26 protein-coding genes are annotated in these 19,767 nt (G+C 40.1%); 6 read left to right on the top strand and 20 right to left on the bottom strand.

What is annotated here, in order from left to right; all coding sequences use genetic code 11:
* Positions 1 to 38 precede the first annotated feature (38 nt).
* On the top strand, positions 39 to 1,559 hold the full coding sequence (locus VB691_RS01905) for a GMC family oxidoreductase (RefSeq protein ID WP_323289766.1): 1,521 nt from the start codon (positions 39 to 41) through the stop codon (positions 1,557 to 1,559).
* A gap of 1 nt (position 1,560) precedes the next feature.
* On the opposite strand, the gene VB691_RS01900 is transcribed toward VB691_RS01905, so the two are convergent.
* From VB691_RS01900 to VB691_RS01885, 4 genes are all read right to left on the bottom strand, one after another.
* Positions 1,561 to 2,328: an energy-coupling factor ABC transporter ATP-binding protein gene (locus VB691_RS01900; protein WP_323289765.1), complete on the bottom strand. Its 768-nt coding sequence runs from the start codon at positions 2,326 to 2,328 to the stop codon at positions 1,561 to 1,563.
* A 39-nt stretch (positions 2,329 to 2,367) separates the two neighbouring features.
* Positions 2,368 to 3,150 carry an ABC transporter permease gene (locus VB691_RS01895; RefSeq protein WP_323289764.1) on the bottom strand — a complete coding sequence of 261 codons (783 nt, stop codon included), beginning with the start codon at positions 3,148 to 3,150 and terminating at the stop codon, positions 2,368 to 2,370.
* Positions 3,151 to 3,153: 3 nt separating this feature from the next.
* Positions 3,154 to 3,870 carry a hypothetical protein gene (locus VB691_RS01890; RefSeq protein WP_323289763.1) on the bottom strand — a complete coding sequence of 239 codons (717 nt, stop codon included), beginning with the start codon at positions 3,868 to 3,870 and terminating at the stop codon, positions 3,154 to 3,156.
* 62 nt (positions 3,871 to 3,932) lie between these two features.
* Positions 3,933 to 5,216 (bottom strand): DnaJ domain-containing protein, encoded by a 1,284-nt coding sequence (locus tag VB691_RS01885; RefSeq protein ID WP_323289762.1) that lies wholly within the window; start codon positions 5,214 to 5,216, stop codon positions 3,933 to 3,935.
* 104 nt (positions 5,217 to 5,320) lie between these two features.
* On the opposite strand from VB691_RS01885, the gene VB691_RS01880 reads away from it, so the two are divergent.
* The 4 genes from VB691_RS01880 (at position 5,321) to VB691_RS01865 (ending at position 8,914) form a co-directional block, all read left to right on the top strand.
* Positions 5,321 to 5,719 (top strand): hypothetical protein, encoded by a 399-nt coding sequence (locus VB691_RS01880; protein ID WP_323289761.1) that lies wholly within the window; start codon positions 5,321 to 5,323, stop codon positions 5,717 to 5,719.
* Positions 5,720 to 5,739: 20 nt separating this feature from the next.
* Positions 5,740 to 6,792, top strand: coding sequence for a folate-binding protein (locus VB691_RS01875; protein ID WP_323289760.1), 1,053 nt, complete (start codon positions 5,740 to 5,742; stop codon positions 6,790 to 6,792).
* 199 nt (positions 6,793 to 6,991) lie between these two features.
* Positions 6,992 to 7,969 (top strand): SDR family oxidoreductase, encoded by a 978-nt coding sequence (locus VB691_RS01870; protein ID WP_323289759.1) that lies wholly within the window; start codon positions 6,992 to 6,994, stop codon positions 7,967 to 7,969.
* Between the two features lie 27 nt (positions 7,970 to 7,996).
* Positions 7,997 to 8,914: an NAD(+) kinase gene (locus tag VB691_RS01865; protein WP_323289758.1), complete on the top strand. Its 918-nt coding sequence runs from the start codon at positions 7,997 to 7,999 to the stop codon at positions 8,912 to 8,914.
* 369 nt (positions 8,915 to 9,283) lie between these two features.
* Here VB691_RS01865 and VB691_RS01860 read toward each other — a convergent pair whose 3' ends face one another.
* Positions 9,284 to 9,685: a hypothetical protein gene (locus VB691_RS01860; RefSeq protein WP_323289757.1), complete on the bottom strand. Its 402-nt coding sequence runs from the start codon at positions 9,683 to 9,685 to the stop codon at positions 9,284 to 9,286.
* A gap of 304 nt (positions 9,686 to 9,989) precedes the next feature.
* Here VB691_RS01860 and VB691_RS01855 point away from each other — a divergent pair, with 304 nt between their 5' ends.
* On the top strand, positions 9,990 to 10,421 hold the full coding sequence (locus tag VB691_RS01855) for a CVNH domain-containing protein (protein ID WP_323289756.1): 432 nt from the start codon (positions 9,990 to 9,992) through the stop codon (positions 10,419 to 10,421).
* Between the two features lie 157 nt (positions 10,422 to 10,578).
* On the opposite strand, the gene VB691_RS01850 is transcribed toward VB691_RS01855, so the two are convergent.
* From VB691_RS01850 to rplO, 15 genes are all read right to left on the bottom strand, one after another.
* Positions 10,579 to 10,941 carry a VOC family protein gene (locus VB691_RS01850; RefSeq protein ID WP_323289755.1) on the bottom strand — a complete coding sequence of 121 codons (363 nt, stop codon included), beginning with the start codon at positions 10,939 to 10,941 and terminating at the stop codon, positions 10,579 to 10,581.
* A gap of 35 nt (positions 10,942 to 10,976) precedes the next feature.
* Positions 10,977 to 12,089: a peptide chain release factor 1 gene (prfA, locus tag VB691_RS01845; protein WP_323289754.1), complete on the bottom strand. Its 1,113-nt coding sequence runs from the start codon at positions 12,087 to 12,089 to the stop codon at positions 10,977 to 10,979.
* 120 nt (positions 12,090 to 12,209) lie between these two features.
* Positions 12,210 to 12,464, bottom strand: coding sequence for a 50S ribosomal protein L31 (gene rpmE / locus VB691_RS01840; RefSeq protein ID WP_323289753.1), 255 nt, complete (start codon positions 12,462 to 12,464; stop codon positions 12,210 to 12,212).
* Positions 12,465 to 12,511: 47 nt separating this feature from the next.
* On the bottom strand, positions 12,512 to 12,925 hold the full coding sequence (rpsI, locus tag VB691_RS01835; RefSeq protein ID WP_323289752.1) for a 30S ribosomal protein S9: 414 nt from the start codon (positions 12,923 to 12,925) through the stop codon (positions 12,512 to 12,514).
* The gene (gene rplM / locus VB691_RS01830) at positions 12,925 to 13,380 is read right to left on the bottom strand and encodes a 50S ribosomal protein L13 (RefSeq protein ID WP_323289751.1); all 456 of its coding nucleotides are present in this window, start codon (positions 13,378 to 13,380) and stop codon (positions 12,925 to 12,927) included. Before rplM ends, rpsI begins: the two co-directional genes overlap by 1 nt.
* Positions 13,381 to 13,438: 58 nt before the next feature.
* On the bottom strand, positions 13,439 to 14,308 hold the full coding sequence (gene truA, locus VB691_RS01825; RefSeq protein WP_323289750.1) for a tRNA pseudouridine(38-40) synthase TruA: 870 nt from the start codon (positions 14,306 to 14,308) through the stop codon (positions 13,439 to 13,441).
* Between the two features lie 33 nt (positions 14,309 to 14,341).
* Entirely contained in the window at positions 14,342 to 14,692 is a 351-nt protein-coding gene (rplQ, locus tag VB691_RS01820; RefSeq protein ID WP_323289749.1) for a 50S ribosomal protein L17, read from the bottom strand.
* 59 nt (positions 14,693 to 14,751) lie between these two features.
* Positions 14,752 to 15,696: a DNA-directed RNA polymerase subunit alpha gene (locus VB691_RS01815; RefSeq protein WP_323289748.1), complete on the bottom strand. Its 945-nt coding sequence runs from the start codon at positions 15,694 to 15,696 to the stop codon at positions 14,752 to 14,754.
* Positions 15,697 to 15,797: 101 nt separating this feature from the next.
* Positions 15,798 to 16,190, bottom strand: coding sequence for a 30S ribosomal protein S11 (gene rpsK, locus VB691_RS01810; RefSeq protein ID WP_323289747.1), 393 nt, complete (start codon positions 16,188 to 16,190; stop codon positions 15,798 to 15,800).
* 48 nt (positions 16,191 to 16,238) lie between these two features.
* Positions 16,239 to 16,622, bottom strand: a complete 384-nt coding sequence (rpsM, locus tag VB691_RS01805; protein ID WP_323289746.1) for a 30S ribosomal protein S13 — start codon at positions 16,620 to 16,622, stop codon at positions 16,239 to 16,241.
* A gap of 63 nt (positions 16,623 to 16,685) precedes the next feature.
* Positions 16,686 to 16,799 carry a 50S ribosomal protein L36 gene (gene rpmJ / locus VB691_RS01800; protein WP_323289745.1) on the bottom strand — a complete coding sequence of 38 codons (114 nt, stop codon included), beginning with the start codon at positions 16,797 to 16,799 and terminating at the stop codon, positions 16,686 to 16,688.
* A 115-nt stretch (positions 16,800 to 16,914) separates the two neighbouring features.
* Entirely contained in the window at positions 16,915 to 17,142 is a 228-nt protein-coding gene (gene infA, locus VB691_RS01795) for a translation initiation factor IF-1 (RefSeq protein ID WP_323289744.1), read from the bottom strand.
* 158 nt (positions 17,143 to 17,300) lie between these two features.
* Positions 17,301 to 17,861 carry an adenylate kinase gene (locus VB691_RS01790; RefSeq protein ID WP_323289743.1) on the bottom strand — a complete coding sequence of 187 codons (561 nt, stop codon included), beginning with the start codon at positions 17,859 to 17,861 and terminating at the stop codon, positions 17,301 to 17,303.
* A 72-nt stretch (positions 17,862 to 17,933) separates the two neighbouring features.
* The gene (gene secY / locus VB691_RS01785; RefSeq protein WP_323289742.1) at positions 17,934 to 19,250 is read right to left on the bottom strand and encodes a preprotein translocase subunit SecY; all 1,317 of its coding nucleotides are present in this window, start codon (positions 19,248 to 19,250) and stop codon (positions 17,934 to 17,936) included.
* A gap of 47 nt (positions 19,251 to 19,297) precedes the next feature.
* Positions 19,298 to 19,756: a 50S ribosomal protein L15 gene (rplO, locus tag VB691_RS01780; protein WP_323289741.1), complete on the bottom strand. Its 459-nt coding sequence runs from the start codon at positions 19,754 to 19,756 to the stop codon at positions 19,298 to 19,300.
* Between the last annotated feature and the right edge of the window lie 11 nt (positions 19,757 to 19,767).

Here is a 19,767-nt window from a genome sequence, read left to right as displayed (position 1 = left end):
GCAACAGGCAAAAGGCAACATAGTAGGTAGAAGCAATTATGATTATTGACGATCAATATTATGACGTAATTATTGTTGGCACAGGGGCAGGAGGTGGAACCTTAGCCAATAAATTAGCCCCCACAGGTAAAAAAATTCTCATCCTAGAAAGAGGGGATTTTATGCCCTTAGAGGAGCAAAATAGAGCGAACGTTGATGTCTTTAAAAAAGAACGTTACCGCGCCCCTGAACGCTGGTATGATAAGGATGGTGAAATCTTTTCTCCTCAGACTAATTATGCAGTCGGTGGCAATACAAAAATCTACGGCGCAGCTTTAGTAAGAATGCGTGAAAAAGATTTTGATGCAGTAGAACATCAAGAAGGCATTTCTCCCGCTTGGGGTTTAAATTACAGTGATTTTGAACCCTATTACACCGAAGCTGAACAACTGTATATGGTTCATGGCCAAACAGGCAATGATCCTACAGAACCCCCCCGTAGTGCTGATTATCCCTTACCTCCCCTTGCAAATGAACCTCAGATCCAAGTCATTGTAGAGGCGATCGCCAAACAAGGGTTACATCCCACAACCTTACCCCTAAGTTTGACAGATGCAGAAGATGACCCCACCGGAGACTCTGAAGTATTTGGTATCGTTCCGGCCCTAAAATATCCTAATGTCACCCTGAAAACCTCAGCTAAAGCGGTCTGTTTACTGACTAATTCATCGGGAGATGTGGTAAAAGCAGTAGAAGCGGAAATTAACGGTGAAATTTACCTCTTTTTCGGAGATATTATTGTTTTAGCCTGTGGTGCAATTAATTCGGCGGCCTTACTATTACGTTCTGCCAATAATAAACATCCTAACGGGTTGGCCAACCGTTCGGATCAGGTGGGACGTAATTTTATGAAGCATAATCAAACAGCGATGGTGGAATTAAGTGCTAAGTCTAACTCTGGTCAGTTTTTGAGAAGTGTGAGTGTTAATGACTTTTATTGGGGAGATGAAAATTTCCCTTATCCTATGGGCCATATTGAGAATACGGGGGGACTGCTTCAAGACATTATTTTTGCCGAGTCTCCGCCCATTTTATCGGTTTTGGCCAAAGGAATGCCTGGTTTTGGCCTGCAACAGTTAGCGAAACGTTCTATTGGTTGGTGGATGTATACAGAAACTTTACCAGATCCTAATAATCGCGTCAGAATCAAAGAAGATAAACTCTATCTTGATTATACGCCCAATAATATTGAGGCTCATGATCGCCTGATTTATCGTTGGATAGATGTCCTCAAAGCAGGGGAAAAAAAGCTAGAAAGTTCTGTTTTTGAAAAATTAGCCATTTATCCCCGTGGGGAAGTTCCGATACAAACTGTAGCTAACCAGTGCGGTACTTGTCGCTTTGGGGAAGATCCTAATACTTCTGTTCTTGATCTTAACTGTCGCACTCATGATCTCGAAAACCTCTATGTAGTCGATAGTAGCTTTTTCCCGTCAAGTGCAGGGGTTCCCCCCGCTTTAACTATTATTGCTAATGCTTTACGAGTTGGTGAATATCTGAGGGAAGTTCTTTCCAAGTAACTTAAAAAGGTTTATCCCTTAAATTACAATAGGGGCGACTGTAGCTTAGGGGGGGTTCTAAGGCGTGTTCTCCTAAGAATTTAGCATCTCTCATCACTTCCTCAGTTTTGCCATCGTAAACCACTTGTCCTTGGCTTAAAATGATCGTGCGATCGCATAATTCCCAGGCAAGATCTAGATCATGGGTAGCAATTAATTGGGTTAGTGGTAAGGTATGTAGTAAATTAATCAGTTGGCGACGGGAACGGGGATCGAGTTGGGCCGAGGGTTCATCTAATACTAAAACTTGGGGCTGCATGGCTAAAACTCCGGCGATCGCTACCCGTTTTTTTTCTCCTCCTGACAGGTTATCTGGGTTACGATGTCCGTAAGTTTGGGGGTCAATATTAACGGCTTCCATTGCGGTTTTTACTCTTATTTGAAGTTCGTTTCCCCTTACGCCTCTATTCATTGGGCCAAAAGCAACATCTTCCCAAACGGTGGGCATAAATAATTGATTGTCGGGGTTCTGAAAAACTAAGCCAACAAAGTTACGAATTTTGGTTAAATTTTGCTGATTAATTGGCAATTGTCCTACGATAATTTCTCCAGTTTGGGGTAAGAAAATACCATTAAGATGAAGTTGTAATGTTGATTTTCCTGAGCCATTAGCTCCAATTAATGCAACTTTTTCATTGGCTTTGATGGCTAAATTTATCTGATTCAGAGATAAAGTTCCATCGGGGTAGGCATGACTAAGATTTTGGATTAATACGGGGTTATGGTGCATTTTGAAATCTCAGATAAGCAATTTTTAACAGCTAGACAGTTAACTAGATGCACTGGTATAAAAACGGAGGGCAAACCGCCAAAAATAGTGGGACATTGTTAACAAAATAATTGCCAAAAGTCCTGAACTGAGTAACCAATAAAACTGGGTTTTTCCCAGTAATGTTTCTGCGGGAACAGTGGTTAAAAAAGTCACGGGAATGACAAATGTAAAGAAAAATCTGTAAGCCGCTGGATAAGCAGCAATAGGAAATCTTCCTGCTTCTAATAATCCTTTGAGGACTTCAGTTACATTGTAGATCTTAACAAACCAGATACTTGTAGATCCTAACATAAACCAGATACTATATAAGCTAATAATAGCAAAGCATATTGTTAGACTGCTTAATAAATAATTATAGCCAGGTATTCCGAGTTGATAACCAGCATAACTAATAATAATTATCCCAAAAATTAAATCAGCAAAGCCCCAAGGAGAAAGGGTTCTCAAGGATAACCAATATTGACTACTAATGGGTTTTAGTAAAATAAAGTCAAGGGTTCCTTGTTGAACTTGTTCGACAATACGATTCAAATTTGGCACTAATAAAGTGGCTGAAATTCCTTGTAAAATAGTAAACATTCCTAAGACAATTAGAGATTCTTGCCAACTCCACCCTTGAAATGTATAGCCTGTTCTATAAAATAAAAACAAGCTAAAAATACCGCCAATTAAATTGGCTAAACTTGTTAATACGGCAATTAAAAAGTTTAAGCGATACTCTAATTCTGCGCTAATTGACGTACTCCAAAACAACTGTAAAATCCTTAAATACTTTGACATAAGTTAGGGCATCCATTCAACTAAAATACTAAATTGACTGTCTTTTTTTACCCGTGAATTTTGTTTTTCTATTTCGGTAGCAAGACGAATATTTTTAGTCATAGCATAACCAAAGGAAAGGGTTGTTATTCCCACTTCATTCTCATCTCCAGGAGACATAAAGGTTTGAGAAACTGAGAAATCAGATGCTCCAGTACGAGATATAGGAAAGATAATTTTAGCCCCAACATTAACCCCATCTTCATCATAATTATTGGTTCTAATAGAACGATATCCTAAGACGGGTGTAGCATTAATATAACTCCCTAATGGTAGTATATAATAGTTTAAATTAACGCCGCCAGCTTCCCGATCTTCATCATCATTAAAAGAGGTTTCATAGTCTCCACTAATGGTTAAATTAGTTTGACCAATAAAAATATCTTCCACCCTAACATTGATACCTCCTCGATGATGAGAAGAAGGAAATTCAGCATATCCAAAACCAATACGAGTCCGAAAACTGGGATCATTTTTAATATCTTCTGAGACGTTAGGTACAGTTTTTAACCATCGCTGTAATACGGGACTCTCATTGATAATCTCTGGAGATAAATCTAGCTTATTTTCTGTTACAATTGGTTGACTATTGACAGAAGCAGCTAGGGGTAAGATTAGGGATAGACTGAGACTTGAGAGAGACAAAAGCTTAGCTTTAAAAATTGTTATTGAATCAAACATTATTAGACGAAGGAAAGCTAGTAACCTTAATATTATATCTCAACTTTTTTGCTTTTGTTTATCTAAATCAATATTTTCAGAGTTATTCCCAGCACAATTAACATAATTGATGACCAAAAAGCTGCTATCTTTTCAGAAAAGTTATAGACTTGTAAACAGCCATTATATAAGATCAAAAGAGTATAGCATCCTGTGAATATTAGGCTGATATTTTTAATAAAATAAAATTCATGAATCAATAGACGATTCATGATTAGGAAAACAATAAAAGGTAATAAAGAGACTCCCGAAAAAAACACCGTTGAGACAAAGTAAACCAATTTTCGATAGATCAACTGAGCAATCAAGCTAATAATTATCAAACAAAAAAAGGGAGCTAGTCCTAAAATAAATAAAGCAATAGCAGAAGATTGATTAAAGAAAATTTTACTCTGATTAGAATAGAAGTCATAAATACAAATAACATTAAAAATAATACCATATAAGATGCCATAAATTAATCTTTGGCTTGAGTGTAATTTTGCCAAACTCGACAAAAATTTTCCTCCTGGATCAATGACAATCATAATTCCTGTGGTTAAAAATAATTGACAAATCCTAATAATAGGATAATCCCAAATTCGCCATAATTGATTGAAGTGATTATTTAACAAAGTAAGCCTAGTTTGAGCTAATTCTAGTCCATTCAAATCTTCCTGTGTTTTAAACAAATTAATTGCTTTTTTAAGATCTGATATTGCCTTCTTGTATTCCTTTAATTCTTCATAAGCAAAACTTCGATAATAATAAGCTTTAGCTGACATATTTTGAATATTAATACTTTTATTATAAGCTTCAATTGCCCCTGGTAAATAGCCTAATTTATAACGGGAACGTCCTTGATAATAATAAGCCTCAAAACATCGAGAATCTAATCTCAAAATAGTCTGGCAATCTTCTAAAGATTTTTGATACTGATCAAGATAAAAATAGACTTCACAACGTTTAATATAAGCTTCTAAAAAATCAGGCTTTAATTGAATTGCTTTATCATAATCATTCAGGGCTGATAAATAGTTTTTGTCTAAAGTTTTTCTCACACCCCGAAGATAAAAATCTTGAGGGGATAATGATTGTGATTGATAATTTGTTTGAGACTTATTAGGGGTTTGAAAACGATTTTTTTGATTGATCAGAATTTGATAAGCTTCAGAAATTTCTTTGAATTTTTCTTCACAAAAAGGATCATTGGGATGGAGATCAGGATGATATTGACGGGCTAAACGACGAAAGGCATTTTTTATTTCTTCTGTAGTTGCCTGAGAAGAAATTTGAAGAATTTTATAATAATCTTTTGCTTTTGACATTCACTTTAGCTAGAATATGGAGAGAACCAAAAATCATCTCAACTTAATTTTAATCATACTTCTGTTTGCTAACCTTTGCCAAGGGGTGTTAATCTCCTAAATTGATGAAGCCTACTTTCAAAAATACCCTTGATTGGGAACAAGCTCAACTACTCATGCAACCCGCTTTTATTCGTGTCATAGATAATTTACGACAGCAACTTGAAAAATCAACCTGGGAAGGAACTTATCATGAAGTTCAAAGTCCTTATCCTGGTTATCAACTTTTATTAACTTATCAAGAACATAGGGTTAGAATAGATCTCTGGGATATCTGCTTTCAGATCTGCTTCCTGAATTATGAACCATCTCTAGAGAATCAGAATAATTCATCAGAAGTTGAACAAACTGTACAAATAGATACAGACTTAATTCAGGAATCAGGGGAAATTGATTGGCATCAATTAGAAGCAAAAACTCAATGTCTGATTAATGACATTTTTACCTGTTTACCCGTTATTTAATCATTAAAATTAATCGCAAAATGATACAACAACTCAGAGAATTACAAGTGAAGTCTGGTGCAATTTTCGACCATAATGGTGAAGTAATTGAAAGTTTTGGCAATGATGACCAAGCTTTAAAATATGTTCAGAATAGTGTGGTTATTTGCGATCGCAGTCATTGGGTAATCTTACAGCTAAAAGGGGCAGATCGTCAGCGTTTTCTCCACAACCAAACTACGAATAATATTAATATCCTGAAACCAGGGCAAGGTTGTGATACAGTTTTTGTCAATTCTACGGGACGAACCCTAGATTTAACCACAGCTTATGTTACAGAAGATAGTATTATCTTGTTAGTTTCTCCTAACCGTAGTAAGTTTTTGATGGAGTGGATGGATCGCTATCTTTTCCCAATGGATAAGGTAGAAATAACAGATATTTCTGAGCAAAATGTTGTTTTTAGTCTCATGGGGAATCAAAGCCATGATATCTTAAAACAATGGGGAATGAATGAAATTATTGAAAAAAAGCAGGGAAATCATAGTTTAGTAACCCTAGAAAATGATTCATTAAGAATTGCGGTTGGAAGTGGCTTAGGAATTACTGGTTATACTTTAATAGTGCCAATAAATTCAGCTTTAACTGTTTGGGAAAAATTAATAAAATTAGGTGCAATTCCCACAGGTAATAATGTTTGGGAAAAACTAAGAATTAAACAGGGAAGACCATTTCCAGATCAGGAATTAACTGAAGATTATAACCCCTTAGAAGCAGGTTTATGGCAAGCTATTTCCTTTGATAAAGGTTGTTATATTGGACAGGAAACCATTGCTAGGTTAAACACTTATAAAGGTGTTAAACAACGTCTTTGGGGCGTTAAATTAAATCAATTCGTTGAACCTGGAACCCCTGTTACTCTTGATGACAATAAGGTAGGAATTTTAACCAGTTGTACCGAAATAGAACAGGAAGCTTTTGGATTAACTTATGTTAAAACAAAGGCAGGAGGAGCAGGATTAATAGTTAAGATAGGAGCAGCGACAGGAGAATTAATTACTCTGCCATTTTTAACCCATGAATACTATAGTTAATTTTCGGTAAGATAGGCATCTTGCCTGTCATGGATTATTTTAACTATAAATATACCGTTAAATTTTAGGGCTTAATGGTATTAAGCCCCTACAGAGGCGATCGCCACCTAAGATCCTGATCCTAGCGAAAATCCCACAACTGTGTAACTTTCTGTTAATATCTTAGAGAAACGTTAAGAAACATTACAATTTTATATAAATGAAGTTATTGATCGTTGGCGCAACAGGAACGCTAGGGCGACAAATAGTGCGTCAGGCCCTAGATAAAGGTCATCATGTCCGTTGTTTAGTCAGAAATGCCAGAAAAGCAGCTTTTTTAAAAGAATGGGGTGCAGAACTAATTATTGGGAATCTCTGTAAACCTCAAACCTTACTGCCAGCCTTAGAAGGAATGGAGGCTATTATTGATGCAGCAGCCGCGAGGCCAACTGATACCCTCTCCATGAAACAAGTAGACTGGGAAGGGAAAGTTAACCTGATTCAAGCTGCCCAAAAAACAGGGGTTAACCGTTACATATTCTTCTCCATTCTCAAGGCAGAGAAATACCCTGAAGTGCCTTTAATGGAGATTAAATACTGTACAGAGAACTTTTTAATTGCATCAGGGTTAAATTATACGATTTTGCGTCCTTGTGGCTTTATGCAGGGCTTAATCGGTCAATATGCTGTTCCAATTTTAGATAATCAAGCAGTTTGGATCACTGGAGAAAGTAGTCCTATTGCCTACATGGACACCCAAGATGCTGCTAAATTGACCATTCGCGTCTTAGAAGTTCCCGAAACCGAAAAGCAAACCTATCCCCTGGTAGGGACAAAAGCTTGGACAGCAGAAGAAATTATTCAGTTATGTGAGAAATTATCGGACAAAACCGCTAAAATTGCCCGTGTCCCCTTGGGACTGTTACGATTTTTACGGGGCTTTACCCGTTTCTTCCAATGGACGTATAATATTTCTGATCGCCTAGCGTTTGCAGAAGTTTTAGCCAGTGGCACATCATTAAACGCCTCAATGGATGAACTTTATCAAACCCTAGGACTTGATCCTAAAGAGACGACTACTTTAGAATCCTATTTAAAAGAATATTTTAGTCGTATTCTTAAAAAGCTCAAAGAAATCGATTACGAAAAGAGTAAATCGAAAAAGAAGAAGAAAACCCCCTTTAAATCTTCTGTTTGAGTTAACGCTGACAAAGGATAGCTCATTGTGCCAAAAATAGGCATCATTTTTAACGATCTCAAACCCGTTGCTTGTCAAGTTGCCACAGACTTACAGGCACAACTGACAGCTAAAGGCTGGAATGTAATACTAGAGACTGGCCGAGGTGGACTCCTCGGTTATTCTCAACCCGAACGTCCCGTCTGTCATACTCGTATAGACAATTTAATCCCTCCCCATTTTGATGAAAATATGGCCTTTGCCATAGTTTTAGGGGGAGATGGTACTGTTTTGTCTGCTTTTCGACAAGTGGCCCCCTGTGGTATTCCCTTATTAACGATTAATACGGGACACATGGGCTTTTTGACGGAAATTTATCTTAATCAGTTATCGGAAGCCTTAGAACAGTTATTAAGGGGAGACTACGAAATAGAAGAACGTACCATGTTAACGGTACAGCTATTTCGTGAAGATACCTTACTTTGGGAAGCTTTATCTTTAAATGAAATGGTCATTCATCGGGAACCTTTGACCAGTATGTGTCATTTTGAGATTAAAATCGGCAGACACGCCCCTGTAGATATTGCTGCTGATGGGATTATTCTTTCTACCCCTACAGGGTCTACAGCCTATTCTCTCAGCGCAGGGGGCCCCGTTGTTACCCCAGATGTACCAGTGTTTCAGTTAGCCCCGATCTGTCCCCATTCTTTGGCTTCTCGTTCTCTGGTATTTTCTGATAAGGAAGCTGTTAGTATTTTCCCGGCAACCCCTAACCGGATGATTTTAGTGGTTGATGGCAATGGGGGATGTTATGTCTTACCTGAAGATAGAATTCATGTGGAAAAATCTCGTTATTTTGCGCGGTTTATTCGCTTAGAATCTCCTGAATTTTTCCGTATTTTAAGGGAAAAGTTAGGATGGGGACTACCTCATATTGCTAAACCAACTTCTGTGGAATTACCTTAATTGTGGCTCTCCCGTACCTGTGGTGATAAGTAAAGCTTATAATTCGTAGGGTGGGTTAGACGCGGCAACGATTTTGAGGAAAAACTAATAAGTTTTAATCCGCGTCGTAACCCACCATCTTAAGTATTGTATCTGATTATACATTTTATACCAAGATGTCGGGAGAGCCGTGATGTTGATATTTTAGTAGAATTTTCAAAAGTACCAACTTTATTTGATTTAGTAGAAATTGAGTATTTAATTAGTGATAAAACAGAAGATTCTGATAAAAATAATATTCTTGAACCTTGGCAATTGGATGATTAAAGAAGTCAGAAAGCAGAAAGAAAAGCAGGGGTCAACGGCCGTTGACCCCTAAAAAAGATGGAATTAACGATTTCCTTGGTATACTACTGTCGTAGAATTAAATAGGCTTTCTTGAGGAATACTGGTGATGGAAGTTCCTTGAACTTTTCTGACAGCTAAGCCATTAGAATCTTTTTTGATATAACGAAGACCATCTAATTTACCTGCATTGAGTAGTTTTTGCCAGTCATCTAGATTAACTTTGATGGCAGCAGTGCTACCGCAACCATTAAAATACATATCATTCGTGATGATACCACCTGACCAGCCATAGAAAGCTAAAGGTTGCTCCCAAAAGACTTGAGTAGTGGTACCTGAACCCGTATTTAGGGTTTGGTTACAGCCAGTCGCAGCTAGAACGGGTGTGGTGGTAAAAGACAACAACAAACAGACGGAAAAGAACAAAGCCAAGAGTAATTTTTTCATGGTGATTAAACCGAATATTTTAATTCGGATAAAACGATTAAGAACAGGTAATTAAAGTTAAATTAGAGTAATGAAGTTTTTCAAGACAGTTAAATACAATAGCCTTAAAATTTCATGACTTTTTAATTACCCAGTATTCAAGTTACCATGACTGTCATCACTCAAGACTGTAGCGAAAAAAAATATACATTTTTTTACAAAAATTATTTTATTTGTTAAGAATTTATAAAAACTTATCTCTAGGGTCAAAAAATATGCAATATTGATTTTGTTCAAGTATTTTTATGATTGGGAGTCATTCAAAATGAACAAAATTTCCACTCTCTTTAAAGTGATTTTTGCCTTTTTATTTGCTTGTGTTATTTCCTTTAATTTAGTTGTCGATCAAGCAATGGCAACAGGAGAATTTAGCCAAACTTGTGAGAATATAGAACTTGATGGTTCATTCCTAACAGCCGACTGTAAAAGAATTGATGGTTCTTTAGAAGCAACCTCAATTAACTTAGATTATTTTGTTGGCAATTTGAATGGTACACTCTCTTGGGGTGATCATAATTTCTCCCAAACCTGTAAAGATATTGGTTTAGGGCAGTCTCTCCGTACCCGCGAATACGTTCTCAATGCACAATGTGAAAAAGCAGATGGCAGAACTTATGTCGCAACAGAGATTACTTTAGATGAGGATATTGCCAACATTGATGGACTCCTAGAATACGAAGGGTACGACTTTTTCTAGGATAATTACTTCATGAATGGTTAATATCTAAGCTATTGTTGGCCAATGATGAAAGGCCAACAATACTACTTAAAAGAGTATCGAAGATATTATCAAAATAATTCCGTTATTTTATTTTCAGGATTCAAAAAGTTGTGATGTTATCAAGTTTAATTCTCTATACCTGATTAATTTCTATCACATTCCCATCAAAATCTTTAGTAAAACAAGCAGCCCTTCCCGACTGACTCATTTGCACCGGATGACCATGACTTTGTAACCGTCCAATCAGTTCATTTAGGTTATCCGTTCCCAAAGCAAAATGAGGATTACGCCCCCATTTCTCCTCATTAGCTAAACTTATTTGTAAACCAGGATGAACCATTAAATGAATTTGATACTCACCAATTTGATACCAAATACCCGGATATTTCAAGGGGCGATCAACCTTTTCTAATCCTAAAATCTTGCCATAAAACTTTTCTGCTTTCCCCAAATCAGAAATCAGAATCGCTGTATGAAGACAGTTCGTAATTTTCATGACTGATCTCACCCCTTTCCTAACAATAATTAGCTCTAAATAAGCGCGTCTGCCGTTTCAGGAGAAGACGCTAACTCAGCTAAACGTTCCTGTTGATCTTGAGAAATACAAGATTCAATAATATGGTCAATATTCCCCTCCAACGCCCCAGCTAAACTGAAATTTTGTCCCAGACGATGATCCGTGATGCGATTATCCTTATAATTATAAGTCCGAATTTTCTCCGATCTTGATCCCGTTCCCACCTGCGATCGCCGCATAGAACTAACCGCTTCCTGTTGTTCCCGTAACTTCATGTCATACAACTTCGCCCGTAAAATTTGCATAGCCCGTTCACGGTTTTGCAGTTGCGATCGCTCCTCAGTACAAAAAATCCGAATTCCTGTCGGTTTATGCATCAAATCTACTGCCGTTTCCACCTTGTTAACATTTTGCCCTCCAGCCCCACCAGAACGGGCCGTACTCATGTCAATATCCTTCGGATCGATCTGAATTTCCACCTCATCAACTTCAGGCATAATCGCCACCGTAGCAGTTGAAGTGTGAACCCGTCCCCCCGCTTCTGTCACCGGAACTCGTTGCACCCGATGAACCCCTGCTTCAAACTTCAGCTTACTATAAACCCGTTCTCCCGTAATTTCGAGGATCGCTTCTTTAAAGCCCCCCATATCCGCCAAAGACTCACTCACCAGCTTAACCGTCCATTTTTGAGACTCAGCATAACGAGAATACATTCTCACCAAATCTCCCGCCCAAATACTCGCTTCATCTCCTCCCGTTCCCGCCCGAATTTCTAACATGATATTCTTATCATCATTAGGATCACGAGGCAGTAACAAAACTTTTAACTGAACCTCCAACTGCTCTAATTGTTCTTCCAATTCTGTTACTTCGAGGGAGGCCATTTCTCGCATTTCCGTATCGCCCCCCGCATCTTTGAGAATTTGTTTCGCCCCAGTTAATTCTTCCTGGGTAATCTGCCAAGTTTCATAAGTATTAACCGTTTCTTCCAAAGAAGATCGCGCCTTGGCCACCCGATGTAACTCATCTGGGTTAGTAGCAATATCAGGATCTGCTAACCGACGAGTTAATTCTTTATAAGTTTGTTCAACAGATTGTAATTTTTCTAATAGATAAGATTCAGCCATAATGTTGCTCGACTTTAATCCTTATACTTTAACAGTAGCTTAATTTCTAGAAAATGCTCTTAGGTTAGATAAACAGAACCCAGCAGAAACTCTGCTGGGTTACTTAACTTAACTTGACCGCTATTCTCCCTTGGCATCTGATTTTTTGTCTTGTTTTTTGCCTCCCTTGCCAATCATCGCGTAACGTTTTTGGAAGCGATCCACCCGTCCCTCAGTATCAATAATTTTCTGAGTTCCGGTATAAAAAGGGTGATTGCCTGACCACACTTCAACGTTGATTTGTGGTTGAGTTGAGCCAATAGTCATCACTACTTCGCCATTACAAATGACTTTAGCTTCGGGATACCAAGTGGGATGAATTTCAGGTTTTGCCATAATTTAATGTCTCCTTACTAAACAGATCAAGGCGAAAATGAATCCAATTATCGTTTGGAATATTGGGGAGCTTTACGGGCTTTATGTAAGCCGTATTTTTTCCGTTCCTTAGCGCGAGGATCACGAGTTAAATATCCTTCCGCTTTCAACGGTTGACGATTTTCCGGGGCCAGTTCACATAAAGCTCTAGCCACTCCCAGTTTAACTGCATCAGCTTGACCCGTTAAACCACCGCCATGAGCATTGACCAGGATATCATAGTCATTTTCCAGTCCCAAGGTTTCTAAAGGAGCTTTAATCCCTTGGATATACTTGGCGATTTGGTTAAAGTAGATATTACCTGGCTTCTTATTAACGGTAATTTCTCCACTACCTGGCACTAAACGAACTCTGGCGATCGCCGATTTACGACGACCCGTTCCCCAATAAACGACTTTATCTTTACTGTCGGTTGCTTCCATTATTTATCTCCGTTAGGAATTGTATTGAGAATTAAGGTTTCAGGTTTTTGAGCTTGATGAGGATGAGTAGTCCCTGCGTAGACTTTTAACTTAGTAAACAGTTGGCGACCCAAAGCATTTTTGGGCAACATTCCCTTAATCGCCTGTTCAATAATTCTCTCAGGAATTCGGGCCTGCAACTTCTCAAAAGTCTCAACTTTCATCCCCCCTGGTCTACCAGAGTGACGACGATAGAGCTTCTGGCTGCTTTTTTTGCCAGTAACAGCGATTTTTTCGGCATTAACCACAATTACGAAATCCCCCGTATCCATATGAGGGGTAAAAGTGGGTTTATTTTTGCCCCGTAAAATCTGGGCAACTTCCGAGGCGAGTCTTCCTAAACGCTGATCCTCTGCGTCTACTATGTACCATTTATGCTCAAGACTCTCTAGTGAGGGGTTAATTGTTTTGTTCATGGGTTATTGTGATTGATAAGGTAATCAATTGGGTTATCGGCTGAGTTTAGGCATGGCCTTAACAACCAACAGAATAGGGACTTTGGTGATGCTCCAAAACTTGATTAAACAGAAACAAAGGCTGAGTATCAAACCAAATTTGTGGAGGTAAAGGAAAATCGGGATAACCGACCCTTAATAAACATAATCCTTTGGCTGGTGCGGCATATTTTACCTGGTGTCTCTGTTGGTTCTGCCAGATCTCGGTAAAATTCCCTACAGATCGTTTTCCGCTTCCCACTTCTACTAACATTCCCACCAACAATCGTACCATCCCATACAAAAAGCCATTGGCTTGAATTTCTAAGTGAATAAAAGCTCCCCGCCGATAACATTGGGCAGCTTGCACTTCAACCCAGACATGATGCCGTTTTGAGCCTGAGCGACAGAAAGCTCCTAGCTGGTGCTTTCCGATTAAAGGATTTAAGGCTTCTTGCATCAAAGAGGTTTCCAGTGGATGGTGATAATAGTGCCAACAAAACGGCTGGATAAACAAATTCGGCCGTTTGTCATTGTAGAAGGTATAGCGATAACGTCGCCATTGAGCCGAGAATCTGGCGTGCCAAGTAGGAGGAACTTCTGCTGATCCCCGAATCAAAATGTCTTCGGGTAAGCGTGAGTTTAAAATATTGGCCCACCGAGCCGGAGGAATGGAACTGACATAATCAAAATGAGCAACTTGCGCCGCCGCATGAACCCCCGTATCGGTTCGCCCCGCCCCATGGATAATGACGGGAGAACCCACAACTTGAGTGATGCTATTTTCGATTTCTTCTTGAACGGTTCGGTGATTAGTCTGCCTCTGCCAACCATGAAAATGAGTTCCCAGGTATTGAATGACCAGGGCAACCCGTTTTGAAGTTGAAGTTTGTTGTCCCACACTTATCATTGGTTTCCCGTAACACCGTGATCGTTCAAAAGATTAAACCAGTTCAATGATGGCCATTTCGGCGTTGTCCCCACGACGGCGCAGGGTACGAACTACACGAGTATAGCCTCCGTCACGATTGCCATACCGTTCTGGGGCTTCAGCAAACAAGCCGTGAACCAATTCTTTATCATAGATATAACCCAAGGCTCGTCTTCTAGCGGCTAAGGAGCCATCTTTGGCTAAGGTAATCATTCTGTCCACTTCTGAACGTACTGCCTTAGCACGGGTTTTGGTGGTAGTAATCTGACCATGACGGATTAACTCGGTAGCGAGCGCTCGTAATAGAGCTTTCCGTTGGTCAGCGGGTTTTCCCAGTAATGGGACGCGACACTGATGGCGCATAGTGTTTGTTTTTCCTCCCTAGTAGGATGATTTAGTCGGTGATCGATCATGGACTCAATTTAAGCCTTAGCTTTTTCTTGGGGTAAGGTAATCCCTAACCGTTTTTGCAAGGCTTCAATTACTTCTTCAGCAGATTTTTGCCCAAAGTTTTTGATTTCCAAAAGCTCTTCTTGGCTATAATCTAATAAGTCAGCAACTGTATTGATTTGCGCTCGTTTCAAACAGTTGTAAGCCCGCACTGATAATTGTAATTCTTCAATGGGAATCTGACTTTGAGGATTGTCATCATCTTGATAATCAGGGGGACTTGTTTCCAACTGATTAAGATCTTTCAGTGGGTTGAATAGATCGACAATGATATTCGCCGCTTCCGAAAGAGCTTCTTTCGGATTAAAGCTACCATTTGTCCAAATTTCTAAGAGTAAGCGATCTTTGGCTTTCCCGTCTTCTGATCTGATGTGGTCAACAATGTAATTGACCTTCGTCACTGGCATAAAGACTGCATCAATTTGTAAGAAATCGAGGGAGGTGCTTTCCTCTTTTCCTCGTTGGATCGCCTCATAGCCTGTTCCTCTTTCAACCCGGAACTCCATCTCAAGCTTAGCCCCTTCTGTCAAAGTGGCCACGTATTGAGTCGGATCGATCACTTCTACCTCGGAAGGTAGATCAAATTGTGCCGCCGTTACGGTAGCTGGCCCAGTGACCACGAGACGACCAATCTGAGGTTGCTCCGCGTAACTTTTGAGGACGATTTCTTTCATGTTGAGCATGATTTCTAACACATCCTCCCTCACACCAGGGATCGTGGCGAATTCGTGGTTGACTCCGGCAATCCGCACCGCAGTAACGGCTGTCCCCTCTAAATTAGCCAATAATACCCGTCTTAGTGCGTTACCAACGGTTGTCCCTTGACCCCTGTCTAACGGCTCTAGGACAAATTTACTATATTGACTCTGATTTTTTTGAGTCTTAGATTCTATACACTCAATCTGAAATTGCGCCACGATCGTGACCTCCCTTCATTGTCAAATGCCTCCGAGACACGAAATTCCGTGTCTGTATTAACGCCAAATATTCATAGTGATTGAAGATGGGTAACTGCTGGCTAAACTCGGCGTCGTTTCGGAGGACGACAACCGTTGTGAGGAATTGGGGTAACATCTCGAATTAAGGTAATTTCTAATCCGGCTCCTTGAAGGGCGCGGATGGCTGTTTCCCGACCGGCTCCTGGCCCACTCACCATCACTTCGATTTGCCGCATTCCTTGATCAATTGCTCGACGACCCGCAGAATCTGCTGCCGTTTGTGCTGCAAAGGGGGTTCCCTTTTTTGCCCCTTTAAATCCACTTGAACCTGCTGAGGCCCAAGAGATAACATCGCCTTTCCCATCAGAAATGGTTACGATGGTATTGTTAAAAGTTGACTGGATGTGAGCAACGCCATTGGGAACATTTTTCTTTTGTTTCTTTGCGCCGCTTTTTTTGGTTGGTCGCGCCATAATTTTTCGCCGAAATTTCTGTGTAACTCAATAGCCAATAAATACCGATTATTTCTTCGCTGGGGCTTTCTTCTTCCCAGCGACGGTGACTCGTCTACCGCGACGAGTTCTCGCATTCGTTCGGGTTCGTTGTCCTCTAACGGGCAGTCCTTGACGATGACGACGGCCTCGGTAAGTACCGATGTCCACCAACCGCTTGATGTTCATCGCTTCCCAACGTCTCAAATCTCCTTCGATTTGATAATTTGTTTCAATGTAGGCCCGCAAGGTCGCTACGTCTTCATCGCTCAAGTCTCTGACACGGGTGTCAGGATTGACCCCAGTTTCTGTTAGAATTTCTTGAGATCGTGATAAACCAATACCATATAGATAAGTTAGCCCGATTTCGACACGCTTATCTCTGGGCAGGTCTACGCCAGATATCCTCGCCACGTTTTCTCTACCTCTACAATGTTTGTGTTTGCCTTATCTTGACTGTGTGAGGGCAGTAAACCCCTAACCTTGACGTTGTTTGTGTTTCGGGTTAGAACAAAGTACCATTACCCGCCCCCGCCGTCGAATAACACGACACTTTTCACACATTTTTTTGACTGATGCTCTAACTTTCATGGATTTTTCTACAGCAGGACTGCAAGCTTATTATTATAGCAAAAATTGCCTTTCAAGTCAGCTAATATAGTAATTTAAGTAATCGCTTTGAGAAATTTAATATTTCCCTTGCCCTTTACTTTTTACCTTTAAGCCGATACGTAATTCTGCCTTTGGTCAGATCGTAAGGAGTCAATTCGACTTTTACCCGATCGCCTGGTAGAATTTTGATGTAGTTACGGCGGATCTTGCCGGAAATATGGGCTAAAACGTTAAACCCATTGTCAAGATCTACCCTAAACATCGCATTAGGAAGTGATTCCGTCACCGTTCCTTCCATTTCAATCAAATCTTGTTTTGCCACAATTTAATGCCTCAAATAGTATACTTAGGAAAGCCTTGACTGAATTTAATTGTTGAACTTTTCTTTTACCTCAAAGAAAGGCCAGGGTCAACTTTCCCTTACATATCTTAGCAAACCTCCTTGTTACTCTTGTTTTTTCGCCGAATTTAACCCAACCCCTAGGCAACTAACTCTTTTAAAGTAGCAGTCACTTCTTGGGGCTGACGATTACCATCAACAGAATAAAGTCGTTCCTGTTGACGATAATAATCAAGCACAGGTTGGGTTTGTTCTCGGTAAACTTCTAAACGACGACGAATGGTATCTTCATTATCATCCTTTCGCCCTCGTAACAACAGGCGTTCAATCAGCACTTGATCAGGAACGTCTAAATTGATGGCCTGTTCAGAAAATTGAGGCAACTCATCAAGTAGTTGCTCTAAAAACTTGGCTTGGGGAACATTACGGGGAAAACCATCCAAAATCCAGCCTGTTTGAGCATCATCCTGACCTAATCGTTCCTTGATCAAGCCTAATAATAACTCATCCGGTACCAGTTCCCCTTTATCCACATAACTTTGGGCTTGATGTCCGAGGGGAGTTTGTTGGGCGATCGCTTCTCTTAACATTTCCCCCGTTGAAATATGGGGAATCTGTAATTGTTCCGATAGCAATTGCGCTTGGGTTCCCTTTCCCGAACCTGGTGGCCCTAAAAAAATTAATCCCTTCCCTTTCGTCATAATTTTATCGTTGTTTTTTGAATCTCATGAAAACAGGGGTTAAGGAACCCGAAAGTTCCTTTTCCCTACTCCCTACTGTTTAATCATGCCCTCATAGCGTTGAGAGATGACATAGGTTTGAATTTGTTTGGCAGTATCAATAGCCACCCCCACTAGAATGAGGAGAGAAGTCGCCCCTAAACCTCGAAAGGTAGTAACGCCTGTTGCTCCCTCTACCACCGTGGGAACCGTGGCCACAAAGCTTAAAAAGATCGCTCCCAAGAAGGTAAGACGATTCAATACCCCTTCTAAATATTCTTTTGTTTTTTCTCCTGGCCGAATGCCGGGAATACTTGCTCCCATTTTCTTGAGATTCTTAGAGACATCTTCAGCATTAACAATCAGGGAAGCATAAAAGTAGCTAAAAAACAGAATTAAAAGGGAATATACCCCAACATAAACCCAGGTTCCCGGACGTAAGGCATTGGCCACTTGTACCAAAACCTGACTTACTGATGCTTGATTACCAAAAAATCCTGCCAAAGATTGGGGTAAAATCAAAACCGCTGAGGCAAAAATAATCGGCATGACTCCCCCTTGATTAAGTCTTAGGGGTAAGTAACTGGTTCTTTCCCGATAGAGTTTTCGCCCCACCTGACGACGGGCTGAAATAATTGGGATACGTCTGGTGCCTTCTTGAACAAAGACAATGCCCACAATCATAATTAAAAAGACCAGTAACAGGATCACCACTTGGGCCACGGCTTGTCGTCCCCCTGTTTGGGCATAATCGATAGTTTGTCCCAGAGTTCTGGGTAAACTAGCCACAATATTGACAAAAATCAATAAAGAAGCCCCATTCCCAATGCCCCGTTCAGTAATTAACTCGGATACCCACATCACAAACATGGAACCCGCCGTTAAAGCGAGAACTGTTTCCGGTACAAACCAAAAACTGTCCACCAGGGCATATTGTTTCAGTAAACCAACGGTAATGGCTGTACTTTGAATAATTCCCCAACCCAAAGCCACATAACGGGTAAATTGGGAAATTTTGCGTCGTCCCGCTTCCCCTTCATTTTTCTGTAAATCTTCCAGAGAAGGAATAGCGGCAGTTAACAACTGCATAATAATGGAGGCATTAATATAAGGAAGAATGCCCAAAGCAAAAATCCCTAGGGTAGAAATCCCACCCCCAGTAAAGATATCTAAAAATCCCAACACAGGACTATTACTAATCGCCGCCACAAATTTGACCCGATCAATGCCTGGAATGGGAATAAAAATACCAAAGCGAATTAAAATTAATAAACCAATGGTAATTAACAGCCGACCCCGAAGACCGGCTGCTTGAGCCATTTGTAAGAATGTCTCTTGTGCTGTAGGCGTTTTATCTCGACTGACGACCATTGATGGCAACCTCAGTTATCAAATGATTACTTATTAATTTTGACATTTTACGCGGAAGCTGTTGACAAGTCTTGACATTTACCCCCTGCACTTTCAATTTTAGCTTTGGCACTTTTAGTAAAAGCCGCCGCTGTAACCGTTAAAGCAATAGTTAACTCACCGTCTCCCAAAATTTTGAGGGGGCCATCATTAGTGGTAATTAATTTAGTCTCCATCAAACTTTCTAAGGAAACTGCTGAGTTAGGAGGCAAGGAATTCAACTTACCAACGTTAATAATGGTGTAGCACTTCTGATTAACGAGGGGAAAATGTTTTAATTTAGGAACACGGCGATAGAGAGGCATTTGTCCCCCTTCAAATCCCGCTTTAGTTCCTGTACCTGAACGGGATTTTTGTCCCCGCATTCCAAATCCACCGCTGGCCCCTTGTCCCGCAGAAATACCCCGTCCAATGCGACGACGGCGTTTAGTGGAACCAGGTTTTGGGGTAATGTCATGAATTCTCATAATTCTTTTTT

Origin of the sequence: Crocosphaera sp. XPORK-15E (genome assembly GCF_034931425.1) — a bacterium.
In the GTDB taxonomy this organism is placed as follows: Bacteria; Cyanobacteriota; Cyanobacteriia; order Cyanobacteriales; family Microcystaceae; genus UHCC-0190.
The sequence above is the reverse complement of the archived record's forward strand: the minus strand, read 5'-3'. Positions and strand labels throughout refer to the sequence as shown.